Origin of the sequence: Parabacteroides sp. AF48-14, from assembly GCF_003477465.1 — a bacterium.
Classification (GTDB): domain Bacteria; phylum Bacteroidota; class Bacteroidia; order Bacteroidales; family Tannerellaceae; genus Parabacteroides; species Parabacteroides acidifaciens.
On sequence record NZ_QUDI01000010.1, the window covers coordinates 1 to 15987 of the forward strand.

At 38.5% G+C, this 15987-nt stretch carries 22 protein-coding genes and 1 tRNA gene; 3 read left to right on the top strand and 20 right to left on the bottom strand.

Features of this window, described 5'->3' with window-relative positions:
• Nucleotides 1-143 precede the first annotated feature (143 nt).
• The 18 genes from DW083_RS21965 to DW083_RS06480 all read right to left on the bottom strand — a co-directional run bounded on the left by DW083_RS21965 (nt 144) and on the right by DW083_RS06480 (nt 11874).
• Complete coding sequence (locus DW083_RS21965; RefSeq protein ID WP_147382102.1) at nt 144-455, bottom strand: hypothetical protein; 312 nt, start codon at nt 453-455, stop codon at nt 144-146.
• Nucleotides 442-714 (bottom strand): hypothetical protein, encoded by a 273-nt coding sequence (locus DW083_RS06395; protein WP_122331831.1) that lies wholly within the window; start codon nt 712-714, stop codon nt 442-444. Before DW083_RS06395 ends, DW083_RS21965 begins: the two co-directional genes overlap by 14 nt.
• A 14-nt stretch (nt 715-728) precedes the next feature.
• Nucleotides 729-944, bottom strand: a complete 216-nt coding sequence (locus tag DW083_RS21970; protein ID WP_147382103.1) for a hypothetical protein — start codon at nt 942-944, stop codon at nt 729-731.
• Nucleotides 941-1540 carry a hypothetical protein gene (locus DW083_RS06400; RefSeq protein WP_122331832.1) on the bottom strand — a complete coding sequence of 200 codons (600 nt, stop codon included), beginning with the start codon at nt 1538-1540 and terminating at the stop codon, nt 941-943. Before DW083_RS06400 ends, DW083_RS21970 begins: the two co-directional genes overlap by 4 nt.
• Before the next feature lie 40 nt (nt 1541-1580).
• Nucleotides 1581-1928: a hypothetical protein gene (locus DW083_RS06405; RefSeq protein WP_233551806.1), complete on the bottom strand. Its 348-nt coding sequence runs from the start codon at nt 1926-1928 to the stop codon at nt 1581-1583.
• On the bottom strand, nt 1915-2202 hold the full coding sequence (locus DW083_RS06410; protein ID WP_122331833.1) for a hypothetical protein: 288 nt from the start codon (nt 2200-2202) through the stop codon (nt 1915-1917). Before DW083_RS06410 ends, DW083_RS06405 begins: the two co-directional genes overlap by 14 nt.
• A gap of 11 nt (nt 2203-2213) precedes the next feature.
• Nucleotides 2214-3980 carry a DnaB-like helicase C-terminal domain-containing protein gene (locus DW083_RS06415; RefSeq protein ID WP_233551813.1) on the bottom strand — a complete coding sequence of 589 codons (1767 nt, stop codon included), beginning with the start codon at nt 3978-3980 and terminating at the stop codon, nt 2214-2216.
• Nucleotides 3977-4852, bottom strand: coding sequence for a DUF4373 domain-containing protein (locus tag DW083_RS06420; protein ID WP_122331835.1), 876 nt, complete (start codon nt 4850-4852; stop codon nt 3977-3979). Before DW083_RS06420 ends, DW083_RS06415 begins: the two co-directional genes overlap by 4 nt.
• Nucleotides 4853-5614: 762 nt before the next feature.
• Nucleotides 5615-6109, bottom strand: coding sequence for a hypothetical protein (locus DW083_RS06430; protein ID WP_147382104.1), 495 nt, complete (start codon nt 6107-6109; stop codon nt 5615-5617).
• A gap of 122 nt (nt 6110-6231) precedes the next feature.
• Nucleotides 6232-6687, bottom strand: coding sequence for a DUF4494 domain-containing protein (locus DW083_RS06435; RefSeq protein WP_122331838.1), 456 nt, complete (start codon nt 6685-6687; stop codon nt 6232-6234).
• Between the two features lie 166 nt (nt 6688-6853).
• Nucleotides 6854-7456 (bottom strand): hypothetical protein, encoded by a 603-nt coding sequence (locus DW083_RS22220; protein ID WP_199659148.1) that lies wholly within the window; start codon nt 7454-7456, stop codon nt 6854-6856.
• 147 nt (nt 7457-7603) lie between these two features.
• A complete protein-coding gene (locus DW083_RS06445) occupies nt 7604-7954 on the bottom strand; it encodes a recombination protein NinB (RefSeq protein ID WP_233551816.1) in 351 nt (116 codons plus the stop codon).
• Between the two features lie 73 nt (nt 7955-8027).
• Nucleotides 8028-8468 (bottom strand): DUF3127 domain-containing protein, encoded by a 441-nt coding sequence (locus DW083_RS06450; RefSeq protein WP_122331840.1) that lies wholly within the window; start codon nt 8466-8468, stop codon nt 8028-8030.
• Between the two features lie 5 nt (nt 8469-8473).
• Nucleotides 8474-8950 (bottom strand): hypothetical protein, encoded by a 477-nt coding sequence (locus tag DW083_RS06455; protein WP_122331841.1) that lies wholly within the window; start codon nt 8948-8950, stop codon nt 8474-8476.
• A complete protein-coding gene (locus DW083_RS06460; protein WP_122331842.1) occupies nt 8910-9566 on the bottom strand; it encodes an ERF family protein in 657 nt (218 codons plus the stop codon). Before DW083_RS06460 ends, DW083_RS06455 begins: the two co-directional genes overlap by 41 nt.
• A gap of 702 nt (nt 9567-10268) precedes the next feature.
• Nucleotides 10269-10541, bottom strand: a complete 273-nt coding sequence (locus tag DW083_RS06470) for a hypothetical protein (protein WP_147382105.1) — start codon at nt 10539-10541, stop codon at nt 10269-10271.
• Between the two features lie 909 nt (nt 10542-11450).
• Complete coding sequence (locus DW083_RS06475) at nt 11451-11666, bottom strand: DNA-binding protein (RefSeq protein ID WP_122331844.1); 216 nt, start codon at nt 11664-11666, stop codon at nt 11451-11453.
• 1 nt (nt 11667) lies between these two features.
• The gene (locus tag DW083_RS06480; RefSeq protein WP_122331845.1) at nt 11668-11874 is read right to left on the bottom strand and encodes a hypothetical protein; all 207 of its coding nucleotides are present in this window, start codon (nt 11872-11874) and stop codon (nt 11668-11670) included.
• A gap of 161 nt (nt 11875-12035) precedes the next feature.
• Between DW083_RS06480 and DW083_RS06485 the strand changes: the two genes are divergently transcribed.
• Together DW083_RS06485 and DW083_RS06490 are read left to right on the top strand one after the other, a co-directional pair.
• Entirely contained in the window at nt 12036-12737 is a 702-nt protein-coding gene (locus DW083_RS06485; protein ID WP_122331846.1) for a S24 family peptidase, read from the top strand.
• 14 nt (nt 12738-12751) lie between these two features.
• On the top strand, nt 12752-12994 hold the full coding sequence (locus tag DW083_RS06490; RefSeq protein WP_122331847.1) for a DUF6722 family protein: 243 nt from the start codon (nt 12752-12754) through the stop codon (nt 12992-12994).
• Between the two features lie 546 nt (nt 12995-13540).
• On the opposite strand, the gene DW083_RS06500 is transcribed toward DW083_RS06490, so the two are convergent.
• Nucleotides 13541-14752 carry a site-specific integrase gene (locus DW083_RS06500; protein WP_122331848.1) on the bottom strand — a complete coding sequence of 404 codons (1212 nt, stop codon included), beginning with the start codon at nt 14750-14752 and terminating at the stop codon, nt 13541-13543.
• A gap of 137 nt (nt 14753-14889) precedes the next feature.
• Nucleotides 14890-14965: transfer RNA gene (locus DW083_RS06505), tRNA-Gly, on the bottom strand.
• 77 nt (nt 14966-15042) lie between these two features.
• On the opposite strand from DW083_RS06505, the gene argB reads away from it, so the two are divergent.
• On the top strand, nt 15043-15810 hold the full coding sequence (argB, locus tag DW083_RS06510) for an acetylglutamate kinase (RefSeq protein ID WP_122331849.1): 768 nt from the start codon (nt 15043-15045) through the stop codon (nt 15808-15810).
• The last annotated feature ends 177 nt before the right edge of the window (nt 15811-15987 follow it).

The window sequence follows — 15987 nt, forward strand, 5'->3', positions numbered from 1 at the left end:
AATATATTCATTCATTTTTCGCCCCTTGTTATGTGGAATAGAACCTTTCAGAAACCTGCCTGTAACCGGATTACGATTTATTTTGATAGGTTCGATATAAAGTTCCATAATATTCAGTTATTCTTATGTTATTCGTCAGACTCTTAACTACAAGTACAATCATCGCAACTTTCGCATAGATTGCCACATATATCACAATGTGTGCCAGAATAGGATAAATCAAACAACTCACCACATCTATCACATTTTTCTATTGTATCAGGGAATACAGGTAGATGTTCCTGTAAATAATATATCACAGAAAAAGCCTGTTCACTATTCAAATTTGGCAAATCATTACAATCAATTTGATCTGGACATTTACCTTTGAGAAAATCAAAGAACTTCTCGATTAACTCTAAAGATGATTTATCTTTCAAATCATCCCGTTTACCTTGAAAATTAATTCTGCTCATATTCGATTTTTTTATTCAAGAAGTTGTTAATAAAGTCATCCACACATTCCTTGGCTTCTTCATCGTCCATGCCGTTCTCATCGCAGTAGTCGAAGATGGCTTGCTTTATCTGGTCCTCGGTATAGGATTGTTGCTTCTGCCACTCGGCGCCGGCAACAAAAGTTTTTTGTAAATCTGACGCCAAACCCTTTCCTGTCCATATGTCATGTTCTTTTTCTTGATAAGCCTTTGCTGCTTGTTGTAATTTAATATCTTGCATGATTCGTTATTTTTTTAGTTTATAACTTCAATTTCACATTTAGGTAAAAAAGCAATGCTCTCAAGCTCTGCCTTTATCTTCTCTGCAGTGTTGTAATCTCTGAAAATTATCGCTTCATCTATGTCGCCAGTTTTTTCAATAGATACTTTTCCACCCCTAAAATGACGAGGAGAATATTTCATGAGATAGGTTCCGTTGAAGAACCTTATTCTATATTTTTCTTTGTTCATGATTCACTCTTACCGATTGAACATAGTGCCCTCATAGTGTCCTTAAAATCATTCATGAGCGTCGAATAACGCTCTTCTGTCACTTCTAATTGCAGGTAATTCCTGAGATACATATCAAAGGCTTTAATTGCTTTCTTCTCTGTTTCTTGCACTGCCAATTCGCAATCTTGTACTGTCGTGCAAAGAGGGATTTCTTTGACTTTTATAGGACCTAAATTTCCAGATGGCAATGTGACGCTGTTATAAACATTATTCTGTCTGTCTTTCACGGCCAGGAAATGAAGAATTTCCCGGTATATTTGATATGTATTCCCGATCATGTTCTTTCGAATGGGGTCCCTTTGACCGCCGCCATCATATCCGTAAGATGCGTGATCGGAAAGTTCAGGATAGATAATTTTCTTGATCGCCAGCAAATGCGCTTCTATCTCGTCTCGCTTTTCGCAGCTATCATCATGATTAGCCAGGAGAGTTTCTACTGTATGATGCAACTCCGGTTGACCAGCCGCAAACCGGCTGATATCCTCCAGGCATCTTGCTATTAATTCAAGTTGCCTTCTGTTTACGGTGATTTGATAAAGATTGTTCTGTTCCATTGTTTTAATATTTGATTGATTTTTAGAATAGCGGAAAGCCTTATTTTATTCTTTCGCCAGATTTTAAAATAAAGACTTCATGATTGGGAGCTCCCCAGGCGGGATTGCCTTTGCCAATAGAGATGCTATTGAGTTTAAATAGCATGGTGCGCTTAGTGTAGCCGTAGCGGAAACGTACAGCATCGTATCGAAGCTCAATGTTACCATCTGCTCTGTTTACCATGTTACAATTTTTCTGTTTGCATAAATCACAGAAGCCTAAGCTAATCCCATAACAACACAGTCTTTTAGCCCAATAGTCTGTTATTTCACGATACTCTTCTTTCTTTTCTCCGCTTTCGATCATGTCGTACCACTGAGCTTTGAGGACCAGATCAAGTATTTTCATCGTCCCCTCCTTTCTTTAACCCATCATCACAGGCTAAATCATCACACATAACCGGCTTCTGGAGGAAAGCACACCATCCGGAACCGGATATATCTTCATCCTCTATTAAGGAGCATTCACCGCAATGATATGGGATTGTTTTATCATGACTGTCTTTTTTTATTTTATAAATTTCTCTTCTAAGCCTTGCTGCCACATAGTGACAGTGTATGCGCTCATTAAATTCGACTCTCTCTTGCAAGTGCCGAATCTGCTCAAGTTGTTCTGTTGCCATAATTGTGTAAATTAAAATGGAGGTTCTTCTCCTCTATACATGTCGAATGGGAGTGTAACTTTTTCATATTCTTCATTTTGATCTGTAATTTTTTTTATCAAATGATTAGAATTATCCCATACCGGAATTTGAGACTCATAACAAGGGACATAACGTCCGTTATTTATGTTATATTTAAACATAGCGGAACCGGTTTCACCCAAGTGCTTGAATTTTACTTTTTGCACATACACTCCTACGGTACCGGCTTCTTTATTCCTTTGAACCGTAATGCCGTAGTCGGTCTTATTGTAAAAATTGGCAGAACCGTTTATGTCGTAAAGGGTCGGAACTTCGAATTGTCCACTGGAGTCCTTATTCATTTTCCTGGGATGAGCGACTAAAAATAGCAATATGTCATACTTTTGAGCGAAGTTTGTAAACTTGTCAAGAGTTTGACTTATATAGTTAGTCTCATTCATCCCAATTGGTATCTGATGTTCTAAACGATTCCAAGGGTCAATAACAAGGGCTTTTATCCCTTTTCTGCGTATCAGATACTTTGCTTTATCAAGTATAGTGTCTACGGAAAATCCTTCTTCCGGGAAAATGAAAAAGAAATTATCGCTCATGTATTGCTTCGCTTGCCTGTACTCGTTAAGTGGCAAACTGGAAGAGTCAAACTTCTTACCTGTGATTTTGCAAATCATTTTGGACGCATGATACTTCAATGGAAAATTTTCAGGAGAAAAATAAGCAAACTTCCAGCCATATAAGATATTAAGCCTCTCTGCTATCTCGTCTAAAAATTCCGACTTCCCATTTCCCGGTATACCGGTCACTATGCACATTCTCTTTGTCTCAAAAGAACATAAAGCGTCAAAGTTCTCAAATCCAATAGTCAGACCTTTTTGAAGACCTTTCTCGTAAAGGTTGTCAAGCTCATCCTCAAAGTCAAAAACAGTGAATACGCCATCTATCTTCAACTCGGATGAATTTTCGACAGCCTGTTTTAAGGCGTATGCGCCCTTTTTAACGAGTAATTCATTCGCATCCTTACAATCTTCTCCGTAAGTTATGATCTTGCATCTTTCAGCCCCAAAACGCCTCACAAGCTCATCTCTTAGTATTATTCCCTTTGCATCTGTATCTGAAGCGATGTAAACGGTCTCCTTGTTCTCGAAATACTCATCCCAATAGTCGTCGAGATAAGAAGTGTTTGCGCTCGCTCCGTTTGGGACACTGATAGTATGCGTAAAGCCACAAGAAATGAACGATAAACAATCAAATTCACCTTCCGTAATAATACACTCAGTCGAATTTTTGATGGCATCAAGGTTGTAGGGAATAAGTTCTGCATTTGGGATAAGTTTAAAATGCTTATTGCCAGTCCTGTATTTCACATTGACAAGCTGACCATTCAAGAAATAATTGAATTGGATCGTATTCATTTTGCAATTATCCTGTGGCATAAACTCCATTCCTTCAGATATTTTCATGATTCTCAAAATATCCTGCGGAATCCTTCTTCCTTCAAAGTACTTTACTGCCTTTTCCGATAATTTGGTCTCATTTTTCCAAGTAGGTCGCACATATTCTTTCTTGATTTTCTTCGGAAATTCTTTTGTGCAACCAGAGAAACCGCAATAATGACATTTGTACAATCCTTGGTCAAGATCAACAGACAATGACTTGTCTGCCTTGTCACTTCTTTTGCTATGGCAAGCAGGGCAAAATGTTTTTATCTTACCTGACGTTCTGCCATAGGGTATTTTGATATTCAATTCATCCCAAGTCATAATACTGTCCAGCTGTTTTTTTCTCGATCATAGGCATATTGTTTGCCAGGACGCTTAGGCGCTGATAGCGGAATTTCTCTTGGATTATTCTTGTCCCCATAGTATTTCTTTCCGTTTTCTATCCATACGCCTTCACCCAGATCATTGTTTTGATCTTGAACAGAGGTGAATATTTCGTCGTTCCAAGCCTCCTGATTGATGTATGTTTCAAGGTTTTTTCGGTATTTCTTTTCTGGGGTAGCCTGGACATACAAGGGAATATGTTTTAATGCCAGTTGTTTTTTTTTCTTTGGCAATTTATCCCATCTGCTACGGGCCACCTTTGACGTTCCCTTCTTTTCATACATCGCCCATACTGTTTCAAAGGCAAATTCGTCAAGAGAATCTTTAGATTCTATATTCTTCTCTACTCTACTCTTCTCTACTCTACGAGACTTTACCGGAATTTCTAAGTATTCTTCCATAATTTTGAGGTATTCTTCCGGAACAATTAGATATTCTTCCGGAATTTTGATGTCTTTTCTTTTTGCTCGTATACACATGTCTATATATCTTGATTGAATAGAGGGTGACGTAATAATCCTCTCACAAGAGAGCAGTTCTTTATCAAAAAGACCCACAGCACAGCAATAGGTTATTATCTCATTCACCACATTTTCTTTCAATCCCCAGTAATCGGCCACGTCAAAGGCAGTACATTCGTCCCACACAAGGAAACAACCTTTTACTCGGTAGATTTCGTTTAATATGTATTCATATACGGCAAATCCATTACATCCTAAATCCTTTTTCAACCTCTTTATTCTGATATCTTGAAATCTGTCGGTGTCGGCATTGTAAAAAGAGAATCCCGTTTTATTATTGTTACCCATCTTTATTGTTTTTATAAATCCATTTCAATATATCCACACAATCAGGGCATGAGCAAAAATAATTATTAGGATCTCCTTTGTTCATATTGTCTCTTTTTAGATAGGGCCTTATTGGCATCCCATCCATGATGGTAGAGAGGCATCTTTCGCATTGATACATGTGTCTCTCCAATATCTTATATTGGAAATCACTTATGTCAATATTTTTTATTGATATAGTAGGAGTATGCATATTCTATTTGATTTTACCACCAGGGAATCCACCCCGGTACTGACACTTCATGTTCTTGGTACTTCTTCTTGTGAGCTTCAACGTCTGCACCCTCTGGGACCATGATAATGGTATTCCGGTCCACTCTGACAGGTTTTGTTTTTCGTTTAGGCTCTGAAGGTATTCCTCCTTCTTGTTCGGGAATCCTAAATGTTTTCATCCTTTTCATCTTTTTCTATTTTTGTAGGCGAAATAAATTGCATAAACTAAATTTAGAGAAGAGCTGAAAAGCAGTATGTTTTGCACCCACTTATCGCAATTAGCTACACGGCTAACTAAATAGGCAATGAATGATAGCCAAAAAACAATTTCTTCAAATTGATATGCTTTCATATTTATATTGTTACTTCTTTTTAAATAGATTACATAGCCTAATAGAGTTCCCTACTAAATTGATTTTTTTCTGCGAACAGGTGATAACCAAATCGCAGAAAGGTGTAGAATGTATGCAATCGTTACACCTTGCTTGAACAATTACTTTCTTTGCCATATCATAATTTAATTGGTAATCCTGCATAAACCCATGCAATTAAACAGCTGTCACGCGCATCTTGATTTAGTCGTTTATCCAATCCGCCTACTATCTTTGAGAGTTCTTCCTGGGTGATCTTCCCGTCTTTCCCTTTCCAGCATTTTCGAAGCGGCTTGATTTCGTCTACTTCTAATCCGATATGTCTTGCCATCTCTGCAATTTTCCTTGCTACCTCATGGTTTCTGCCGGTATTCTGGCCTATTTTAGCGGCTGCTGCCGGTGAAGAGCGTGTAGCGTGCCAATTGCTTTCATTCTTCCATCCAGCTTCAATAACAACTACAACAGATTCTCCCATTTTATCGACAAACTCTGATTTCAGGAATCTTAAATAATCCATAAGCAAGGGAAAAGAAAGTGTTGTAACATTCAGACACCTTGATTTTACATGGAGTTCAGTTATCCCCGATCTGTCACAATCGGGGTCTATTCCTATTACTCTATCTCTTTTAATCATCGTAATTATAATTATCAAAATTATCCGGCTCATAATCCGGCTCCCATCCAAAGTCCATTACTTGCCGTTTAATAATGCTGCATGTTTATTTCGATATCCACCAGTCAGGGATGTAAGGATATTCATTCATCTTTGGTCTCGCTTTCTTTGTTAGCCTTAAAAGGGAATATATCCATTATTTGCGTTTCTGTAACAGAAGCAATGGTATAGTCGGCCAATGCGCCCTTCATCCCGTCTTCCAATACGGCAATGGCTTCTTTCAGGTTGGAGGCTTGAGCCAGCATTTGTACAGCGGTTTTCTTTTCAGCTCCGCTTTTTTCGTCGAGCGTGATGAAGTAGACTTTGATTTTATAGAAACGGTCACCGTTTTCATTGAAGAATATTTCCGATAGCTTTTTCCTCCCTACTGCGGAAACTGTAAATTCACCGGATATAAATGGTCTCATCTCTTCTATTATTCGGGCTTCTGCTTCAGTGAAACTTAACGCATCTACTAAATAGGATTCTGTAGTCCGTTTCTGTATTCCATTCTCCATTACTTTTTCAAAGGAGACTTTGCATTCAAACCAATTTTGCATAATGATTTATTTTTTAATTAAACATTCAATTTTCTTCAAATCTTTCCTTGCAAGCCGGACGGCATTAGCTACCCGGCTCTTGCCTTTATCGTCCACATGATCGATTATCGTTGACACATGACGGAGGAAGGATTTGATCAAGTAGTCGGGTAGCTCGTATTTCATATTATTCTACTTCTATAGGTTTACCATTGACGAGTTTATAAAATGTGTTAGACTTTATAATATCATCATCCACCTTAAATGCTTTAACGTCAAGTATAGGATAAGTTTGTCCATTCCATTCACCTCTTTCTGTCAATACAATCCAACATCCTATTTCTCCTTTTGCTTTGCTGTCATATCCTGTTATGATAGCTATACTGTCTTTGCCTTCTACGATTGCTGCTGACCGATCGCCGGTGTTGGTTGCTGCTGACAGATAGCCGGTGTTGGTCTCCTTGCAATTGTTCCAATCTACTTTATCAAGAATAAATTTTACGCCTGCTGATATTATTCCCTTTAAACCAATTTCTGTATGAATATGTAGTTTAGAACATGCAACTTTGCTATCATTATTATCTTTATCTATCTTCCCATCTCCATCCACTTCACAGTATCTGCTATCAGAAGGAGGATAGTAATTGAAAACATCAAGCGGATTTTCACAGAAATGAAAACCTTTACTGCAGGCTTTTATTTCTCCTTCTTCTTCAAATACATCATTTGTTTTATATTGAAAATTTCTACATTTTAGCTCTTTGTCGAACCCTTTGTATCCTTTAATCATATTCTTTCGTTTATAAGTTCAATAATTAATTCCTTACATTTTAAAAGGCTATCCAAATCTCCATTCCTTAGGAGCTGAATAGCCTTTTCTGTCTTATCATCACTAAGCCTGGTAGGGGCTTGAACGACGTATAAAATCTCAAATTTATCATCCATGATATTTACCTGTCATTTCTTCGTATCCGGGATCGCCAAAGTAGGGGAGATAACAGCCTAAATCTGTTTGCGCCCATATCTTCATTTTGTCCATCAATGAGGATAGTTCTGCGGTGGTCATCGCTGACGTCTGATAATCTACCTGCTGAATCTCCCCGGTTATCCGGTTAGCTTCTTCCCTTGTGCCTAATAAAATTCTTTTGATGTCTCTCTTGCAATCTTCAATGGAGGTGTAGCCGAGATGATCAGCGACAACTTGTACCCACATGTGGAAAAGGTTGTTCTGCGATGGTGTCCTCCGTTTGACTCTCTTTGTTATTTCGAACAGATCAGTGCCAGACATCAATTTTTTGTAATAGATGTCTGCACGTGCTCTGTCGAACTCATTTGTAGGATTGATCAGCATAAATTATTGATCAAAAAGGAGGTTCGTCTTGAGGAGGAGGGGGAAAGTCAGGAGGCATTGGAGGATTATACGCCGGCTGCTGATGCTGATAAACAACTTGCTGTTGCGGTGCCGGCTGCGGTATCCGCTGCTGTCTTGCTTCTATTTTGTACCCTCGTACAGAGTTTATATATTTGGTCTTACCTTCTGCATCAACCCATTTTCTTCCTTGTATGTCAAATGATACGGTTACAACATCGTTTACTTGAAAATTATCAAGATCAGCACATTTGTCACCGCTAAATTCGAACAAAGGGAAGTTTTCGAATTTATCCCGTTCTCCCGTGTATGGGTCAAAACGTGTAGAATCAATTACTATCTCACGTTTTACAAATGGGTTACCACCATTCTTAGATGGTATTTGCTGAATTGGTCCGATATATGCTATCTTACCGGTAATTGTATTTGCCATGATTATTATTTTGAAAATGTTATTGTGTATCCTTGTTTCGCCATCCTAAGAGCTGGGTGAATACTATAGACTTCTCCAGTTTCTTCATCCAGTATGGTTGTTCCGTCCGGTACTGTTTTAAGATAAGACTCTCTTTGTTTTATTTGAGAGTCTATGTCTGCTTTTGCTTTGATTAACCGGATGTATTCGGGATCATTGCAGCTATTGAAATCATACGAAACTCCAACTTCTTTAAGGGAGACCTCGCATCCGTTCCAAGATGCTTTTTTACCGTATTTTTCAGTCTCTGTAATGACCGCGTCTTTAATTCGATCATCATCTATAGCCTTTTTCAGGGCTTCGTATAAGCCCTTCATTTTTGCTATATGTTCTATGGGGTTTACTTCTCCCTCAATAACAGGATATATTAGCGAGTTGGCTAATTCCTGCTGGCCTGCTCTGTTAATTGGCCATATTCCGATCTTCTTTAATTGATTGTCCATTTACTGCATTTTTATATTGTAAATACATATCGATAACTGTCTGGAGCTCAACTTTCCCTATCTTGTAGATAGATTCCATGTAGCGAGCGACCGAGAAATTTGCTTTATTCTCTTTTGCCTCTTTCTCTTTCTTATCAAGATGCTCATAGAGAATTTTCATATTTGCTTCATTATTCAATGTATTCGGATTGAATAATTTTCTCGAATCGAGATTTGTTTTTGATTGTACATTAGAAGCATTGTTACCGTTACCGTCATCGTCGTCATCAATATTAAGATTCAATATTGCTCCGATAGCATATCTCCTTTGATAAGTAATACATGAACCAATTCCCTGTGGATCATTCTTTACAGGTCTCATGGTATAAGTTGAAGCCATCCATTCACCAGAGATGTGCATAAGGATAGTTTCAAGCTCGTTTTCTCCTGTTGGCATCTGTATTAACGATAATCCGCATTCTGAAAGAGGACCTTGCACAACATCTAATATATTTGCCAATGATGCGTATTTACTTTTAAAGAATGGATTGTTGCTTTCTTTCTTTATTTTTCCGACTTTTTGTTGAAATAGACAGAGAGCGCCGGCGATCTCTTTTATAGACTCTGATCTTTCCATATTGTAAATATTTAATTCGTGGACGTTAGGGAATCGAACCCCTTTCTTTCCCGTTTAGGAACGCTCTACCATTGAGCCATACGCCCGGTTGCCGGTCTTTCCCGGCTGTCATGTTTTACTTAATAAAAATACTGTATGAGTATTTGCCTGCTTCCCAGCGGTAATTGTGCCCGGATAGCCGGTCAAAGCATTCCGGGCTGTTAGCCGAAATAATAATAACAATCACTGGTCTTGCACCAGACGTCACCCTTTAATGACGGATTTAGTTAAACATTAATATTAAATACTTATCCTACCGTGCTCCTGCCTACCGGACCATTGCAAATGTCAAGGTCTACCACTTTCAAGATTTGCGGTTGCCGATATGAGGCGAGGGGTACACCTCGGATGTTTTTCTTGTTAATCAATATATTCGCTTAAGATGGCAGCTCCTACAATAGCTCCAACTATGACGGATAGTGTCCAGTGTATAAGATATAGCCAGTACAAAACAATACCAGCAATGGTTATACAACATATTATCATTAGGATGATAAGGATGATCTGTTTCATTTAATTAGTATTATTGCTATTATCGCAAATAAATACGCCCATATACATATCCCAAAAGATATTTCAATCCATCTTGGCAATGTTGTGTAAGACTTGAATGTTAACATTGCACTAATAGCTTCTAAGTATTGCTTCATGTTCTTTTTAGAGTTATTTGTTTACCATTTTCTTTAGCTTCTCGAAAGGAGGGACCCAGTTCAATGGAATTATTTCACAGCATCTAAGCCTGTTTATGCTGTTCTCGTATTCCAATTCCGCCTTTTGCTCAATTTCCCAAGCTACATTCTTGTTATAATTGGGATTATTCCCTGGAGGTCCTTCTCTGGTTTGTTTTGCGAGTTGGAGATTGCCTATAACATTTTGTAAGCCCTTGATCGCATTCGCCGACACCATGAGATTATATTTGTAATCTGATATTTCCATATTTTTGCCCATGATTATTTTTACCAATATAATGTTGAAGCCTCCCAATCCCTCTGATAAGCATCTTCGGGATCTTCCATTTCTTCTAATCCGTCGAAGTCATACTCTCCGTCGGGGTCTTTTAGATAGATGTCTTTCATGTCTTATTTCTTTATATGTTAAGTACGATAAGATTATACCGCACGCAAAAAAGAGACCCAGAAAGGGGTTGTAGAACATCCCGATTCCACTACCAATTGCCATTAATAGGGACATTGATAGGATGATTTTGTTTTCTATTTCCATATATCGTTGATTTTTAAATTTCAGAGTAAGACCGGGGCGATCTTCGCAGAGGGCTCCGGTTGATGTATCATATATATAATTCGTGATTAAACATTGAAACATCATTATATCCTCACGGACGAATGACGTTATACTAAAACCAATATTAAACTCTAAATACATTGTGGAGGACGTTGTATTGAACAACATAAGGCATGTATGAACGGCCATACATATATGCTTTACTACCTGTAGCCCTCCGTTCCCTTACATATCCTCCCGGACGGTAAGGATGAATAATTACAAACATTACAATTCTAATTGCAGTACCCGGAAGCTGATCCGATCAGCAGCATCACGCTATATTCCGGGCTATATTATTAAAGCAGCATTCGATAGATTGTTTAACACCGATCCGGGACAAGTCAACCGGACATCACAACCACGACGTAATATCCAATGCCGCCGACTTTATTACCTTCATTAATAAAGTAGATTGGTATCCTTTCGCTTCAACCCTCTTTCGACGGGTGCTAAGGTGGAAATAAGTAAAAGATCTCTTTTTGTGAGTATCCGGGATTCGAACCCGGTCAGGAACGCTTTCCTTCACCAGCCGAACGCTTTCAGCCTATACCCTTTATTTTGTTATTTTACCTTGCCCTGGCTTATTAGCCTATCGAGGTTTTCAAGTCGGTAAAATTTCTTATTACCACCTATGTTATACACCTCTACTCCTGGTATTACATCTAATTGATCACGGAGGAATCGTGTTGATACGCCAAGGTATGCTGCCGCTTCTTGGGTTGAGAGCCATATCTTGTGGACCGGCTCTATTTTCCCTATTGTTTTTCCTCTTGCCATATCATATATTTTTTACTGGAATATTAACAGGCTTTCTTTGCAACATACATCCGTATTCTGACAATGCTACTTTTCTGATTAAATCCGGCTGTTCTCCTTCTGTTGCGAATCTCAGAGCCAACCTAACTGTTGCCTCAGTAACTCCCACTTGAGTGGCAATTTTTTTAATCACTCCCTTTTCGTACAAAATTCTTGGCTTCGTTACCATATCCTTATTTTAATTATTATATTTGCAAACTGACATTTTCTTTTTCATTATGAAAACGTTTTTGTCATTGATTACGGTGCAAATATCGGGTAAAATATTCTCCAAAACAAGAGTATTGGGTAATATTTTCTCCAAATTAACTAATATTAATTGTTGACGCCATGAATGTGAAAGATAGAATTTTAGAATGCCTTAAATATAAGGGGGTTAGCATAACAAAGGCAGAGTCTTCGTTATGCTGGTCTAAAGGTGCATTGTTAAAGTCAAATAGCATTTCAAGCGACAGGCTTGGAGAATTTTATCTCCAATACCCTGATGTTTCTCCCGAATGGCTTCTTACCGGAGAAGGTCCTATGTTAAAGCAGCCATCTGCTCAAGCCGCATCCGATAATATTATATCTTTGTCTCACTCTAAATCCCCAGATAAAATATATCCCATGTCGGAATTTAACCTTTATGATATAGACGTATCAGCGGGGTTAAGCAGGTTGTTCTCTGAGGAAGGAGATAGAAATAAGGCTTATTTAGGCAGGATTTCTATTCCAAATATGCCTAAATGTGATGGCGCTGTTAAGGTTATAGGGGATTCCATGTATCCACTATTAAAATCGGGGGATATTATAGCATATAGAGAGGTTCACAATATTGAATCAGTGCAATATGGGGAAATATACATATTGCAGATAGAAAATGATTCCGATGTATCTGTCGTGGTTAAATACGTAAAGAAGTCAAGCGAGGGTAACGAATACTTGAATCTGGTGTCGTATAATAAGGAACATGACCCGAAGGACGTGAGGAAAGAAACAATAACTGCCATGGCTCGGGTTATCTTGTGCATACGGCAGTTCAGTATAATGTGATAAGATCGTTCGACATGGGGAACTGGGAGAGAAAACAAGAGAGAAAGATAGATGAGCGAGATAGAAAGAAAAGCGTTCGTGAGATCATAAGTAAGTATTTCTTGGATTTATCGAAGCTTTTTCTCACGGCTGTCTCTTTTGCTGCATTATCTCCAATGATAACAGGGAGCGACGCTCATGTAAATTGGATGATTGTAGTTATAGGTTTTATAGTAAGCTTTATATTTGCAATATCTGGATATAGAATTTTAAAATAGAATAGGAGGTTTTATATGAACGATTTTCTTTTATTATTGATATTGGCGGCATTAGTTGGAGGCGGTTTTTTAGCTTGGACTTTCACTAAGTCCGGAAAGAAATGGCTGGGGAGTCTTTGATATATGGGAAATTGGGAGAAGTTGCAGGATGAGAAACGTGAAGGAAGGGAGAAAGATAAGGTTAGGCGTGAGAAGCTTGCCTGTTTCTTTACGATTCCGCCAAGCTTATTTTGGGAGGTTTGGTTGTCGGCGGTATAAGTCCTTTGTTTATGGATTCATATCAAGAAACAAATCTTTATATTGTGGTGATAGGTACGGTTGCAACGTATATATTTGCAAGGATAGGAAATGAAATTTTAAAATAGCATGTTATGACTCAGTTAGGATTGACTTTTACAGTATTGGCTATTGTAGGGGCTGTTTTTTTGATTTGGTTAAAAACAAAGTCCGGTAAAAAGTGGTTAGAGGAGCTGTAATATGGACTTTATAGGTGGTTGCATTTGAAAACCCCTAAACCTAAGATTTAGGGGTAGTTTATCAGAGTGATTAACAATTTGAATCATGTTTAAAAACATGGTCTATTACTTTCCTGTTCGCTTCGTCTACTTTCTTATGATCGAATTTGATATATATAGATGTCACTTCTGATCCTATGCTATGGCCAAGCGCTTCACTGATCGTTTCTTTTGGGATATCAATTGACGCGGCTATCGTGGCCCATGTATGACGCGACCAATACGATGATAAATCTTTGAAAAGAGGCTCTCTTGCCTTTTTCCCGCCTCGGCCTACTCTTTCTACTTTGCCTATATCTTTCAATGCTATGCCCATCCTATGCAAGAAATTTTTGTAATCCTTGTATTCGTCCATTATATTTAGAAGATAGTTGCCCCCCTTATACCGGTCGATTATCTCCATAGCTTCCGGCTCTACCTTGATGGAATATAGTTTGCCAGTCTTTGCTCTCTTATATTCAAATCTCCCATTATCTATCGCTTCTGGCTTGGCGAGAAAAAGATCAGCAGCATTAACGCCTATCAGGTAGAACATGAGCATGAACATATCTCTGTATCTTACTTGATATTCCTCGCAGGGATAGTCCTTCAATACCCGGAGTTGTTCTACGCTAAGAGACCTCTTTCGTGTTTCCTCTTTCTTTATTTTGAATTTACGAAAAGGATATAGTGTTGTGTATTCATTATCTATGGCATAATTGAATACCGACCTGATATTTCTAAGGTGGATAGCATAAGCGTTTATTTTCATGCCGGATTTAGCCATCCACATTTCAAAACTTTCAAGCCATTTTTTATCAATAGTGTCGAATGTGGCTTTTGGGTCATATTTATAAATCTTGTTCCTTGTAGTGGTATATACGGTCTTGGTCCCTTCTTTCTGCTTTCTCGATATAAACTCGTCGAGGTAGTCGACAAAATATCTTTCTACTGTCTCCGGTATTTCTCTATGCTCTTTATTCAAGATTTCTTTGTTTATCAAATCCCGTAATCTTTTATCTGTTATTGGACCATTAATAGATATGAATAGTTTTTCAACCTGGTTAAGGATATCTGATAGAGCGATATTCTTCAGTTTGAAGTTGGATTCTTTTTTCGTGAATGCCCCGTCCTTGAATGTAGAATCAGTTCCGTAGTACCCTGTCCCTAAAAACAAGTAAGACTTATTGAAGATTCGTAATGCGATCGGATATTTACTGTCTTTCCGCTCTCTTCTCTTATCCAATATGATCGTAGCTTTCATGTGACTAAAAATTTGACTTATTATTTGACTTAGTTTTTAAGTCGTTTTACGCTACAAATGTATGTTTTTTCCAAGTAAAAACGGTTATTTGGAATAAAAAAGGTGTTACTTTTTATCGTAACACCTTGATTATCAGTTGGAGCGGTAGGCGAGGCTCGAACTCGTGACCCTCAGCTTGGGAAGCTGATGCTCTACCAACTGAGCTACTACCGCGTTGGATGGTGCAAAAGTATATAAATCTTTTATTTTTTAGTACCTTTGGCGCAAAAATTTTAAAAGAATTTAGAAGTATGGAGAAACTTACGCTGATTAAGGTGGGAGGTAAGATTGTCGAAGAAGAAGATACGCTTCGCAAATTGCTAAACGACTTTTCACAGGTGGAAGGCTATAAAGTGCTGGTACACGGAGGCGGACGCTCTGCCACCAAGCTGGCTGCGCAGTTGGGTATCGAGAGCAAGATGGTAGGTGGACGCCGGATTACGGATGCGGAAACGCTGAAAGTGGTCACGATGGTTTACGGAGGGCTTGTTAACAAGAATATCGTGGCCGGCCTGCAAGCTTTAGGCGTGAATGCGCTCGGACTGACTGGTGCGGATATGAACCTGATGCGTTCGGACAAACGTCCGGTGGGAGAGGTCGATTATGGTTTTGTCGGAGATGTCAAAGAGGTGAATGCCGATTTGCTGGCATCCCTTATTCATCAGGGGATTGTACCTGTCCTGGCACCTCTCACGCATGATAAACAAGGGCATATGTTGAATACGAATGCCGATACGATCGCCGGTGAAGCGGCAAAAGCTCTGGCGAAACATTTTGATGTAACCCTGATGTTCTGCTTTGAAAAGAAAGGAGTGCTGAGAGATGAGAATGATGACGAAAGCGTGATTCCGGAAATAGACCGTACGGCTTTCAAGCAGTTTGTGGAAGAAGGCGTTATTCAGGGCGGCATGATTCCCAAGCTGGAGAATTCGTTTCAGGCGATCGACGCCGGAGTCAAAGAGGTAATTATCACGCAGGCTTCGGAGATTCATTTGGGAAAAGGTACACGTGTCTTTTAATCTGTTACTATTTTTGTTGCATAAATTATGTTTTGCAACAAAAATAACGCGTGAAATGATAATAAGTAAAATTAATTATTATATTTGTAGCGTAAATAGTTTAAGTGTATTTTTGAAACGAACGTTGGGATAAGGTGCAGGTCTATTTTGAGTAACTAATTTGCGAAGGAATACATA

Excerpts from the sequence above, each read along its gene's own strand:
- DW083_RS06405 (WP_233551806.1), bottom strand. The coding sequence starts at position 1,928 with ATGAAAATACTTGATCTGGTCCTCAAAGCTCAGTGGTACGACATGATC.
- DW083_RS22220 (WP_199659148.1), bottom strand. The coding sequence starts at position 7,456 with ATGATTAAAGGATACAAAGGGTTCGACAAAGAGCTAAAATGTAGAAAT.
- DW083_RS06420 (WP_122331835.1), bottom strand. The coding sequence starts at position 4,852 with ATGGGTAACAATAATAAAACGGGATTCTCTTTTTACAATGCCGACACC.
- DW083_RS06490 (WP_122331847.1), top strand. The coding sequence starts at position 12,752 with ATGGGGAACTGGGAGAGAAAACAAGAGAGAAAGATAGATGAGCGAGAT.
- DW083_RS06470 (WP_147382105.1), bottom strand. The coding sequence starts at position 10,541 with ATGGAAATATCAGATTACAAATATAATCTCATGGTGTCGGCGAATGCG.
- DW083_RS06410 (WP_122331833.1), bottom strand. The coding sequence starts at position 2,202 with ATGGCAACAGAACAACTTGAGCAGATTCGGCACTTGCAAGAGAGAGTC.
- DW083_RS06485 (WP_122331846.1), top strand. The coding sequence starts at position 12,036 with ATGAATGTGAAAGATAGAATTTTAGAATGCCTTAAATATAAGGGGGTT.
- DW083_RS06500 (WP_122331848.1), bottom strand. The coding sequence starts at position 14,752 with ATGAAAGCTACGATCATATTGGATAAGAGAAGAGAGCGGAAAGACAGT.
- DW083_RS06435 (WP_122331838.1), bottom strand. The coding sequence starts at position 6,687 with ATGCAAAATTGGTTTGAATGCAAAGTCTCCTTTGAAAAAGTAATGGAG.
- DW083_RS06430 (WP_147382104.1), bottom strand. The coding sequence starts at position 6,109 with ATGATTAAAAGAGATAGAGTAATAGGAATAGACCCCGATTGTGACAGA.
- DW083_RS06480 (WP_122331845.1), bottom strand. The coding sequence starts at position 11,874 with ATGGTAACGAAGCCAAGAATTTTGTACGAAAAGGGAGTGATTAAAAAA.
- DW083_RS06460 (WP_122331842.1), bottom strand. The coding sequence starts at position 9,566 with ATGGAAAGATCAGAGTCTATAAAAGAGATCGCCGGCGCTCTCTGTCTA.
- DW083_RS06475 (WP_122331844.1), bottom strand. The coding sequence starts at position 11,666 with ATGGCAAGAGGAAAAACAATAGGGAAAATAGAGCCGGTCCACAAGATA.
- DW083_RS21970 (WP_147382103.1), bottom strand. The coding sequence starts at position 944 with ATGAACAAAGAAAAATATAGAATAAGGTTCTTCAACGGAACCTATCTC.
- DW083_RS06400 (WP_122331832.1), bottom strand. The coding sequence starts at position 1,540 with ATGGAACAGAACAATCTTTATCAAATCACCGTAAACAGAAGGCAACTT.
- DW083_RS21965 (WP_147382102.1), bottom strand. The coding sequence starts at position 455 with ATGAGCAGAATTAATTTTCAAGGTAAACGGGATGATTTGAAAGATAAA.
- DW083_RS06450 (WP_122331840.1), bottom strand. The coding sequence starts at position 8,468 with ATGGCAAATACAATTACCGGTAAGATAGCATATATCGGACCAATTCAG.
- argB (WP_122331849.1), top strand. The coding sequence starts at position 15,043 with ATGGAGAAACTTACGCTGATTAAGGTGGGAGGTAAGATTGTCGAAGAA.
- DW083_RS06395 (WP_122331831.1), bottom strand. The coding sequence starts at position 714 with ATGCAAGATATTAAATTACAACAAGCAGCAAAGGCTTATCAAGAAAAA.
- DW083_RS06415 (WP_233551813.1), bottom strand. The coding sequence starts at position 3,980 with ATGACTTGGGATGAATTGAATATCAAAATACCCTATGGCAGAACGTCA.
- DW083_RS06455 (WP_122331841.1), bottom strand. The coding sequence starts at position 8,950 with ATGGACAATCAATTAAAGAAGATCGGAATATGGCCAATTAACAGAGCA.
- DW083_RS06445 (WP_233551816.1), bottom strand. The coding sequence starts at position 7,954 with ATGTCTGGCACTGATCTGTTCGAAATAACAAAGAGAGTCAAACGGAGG.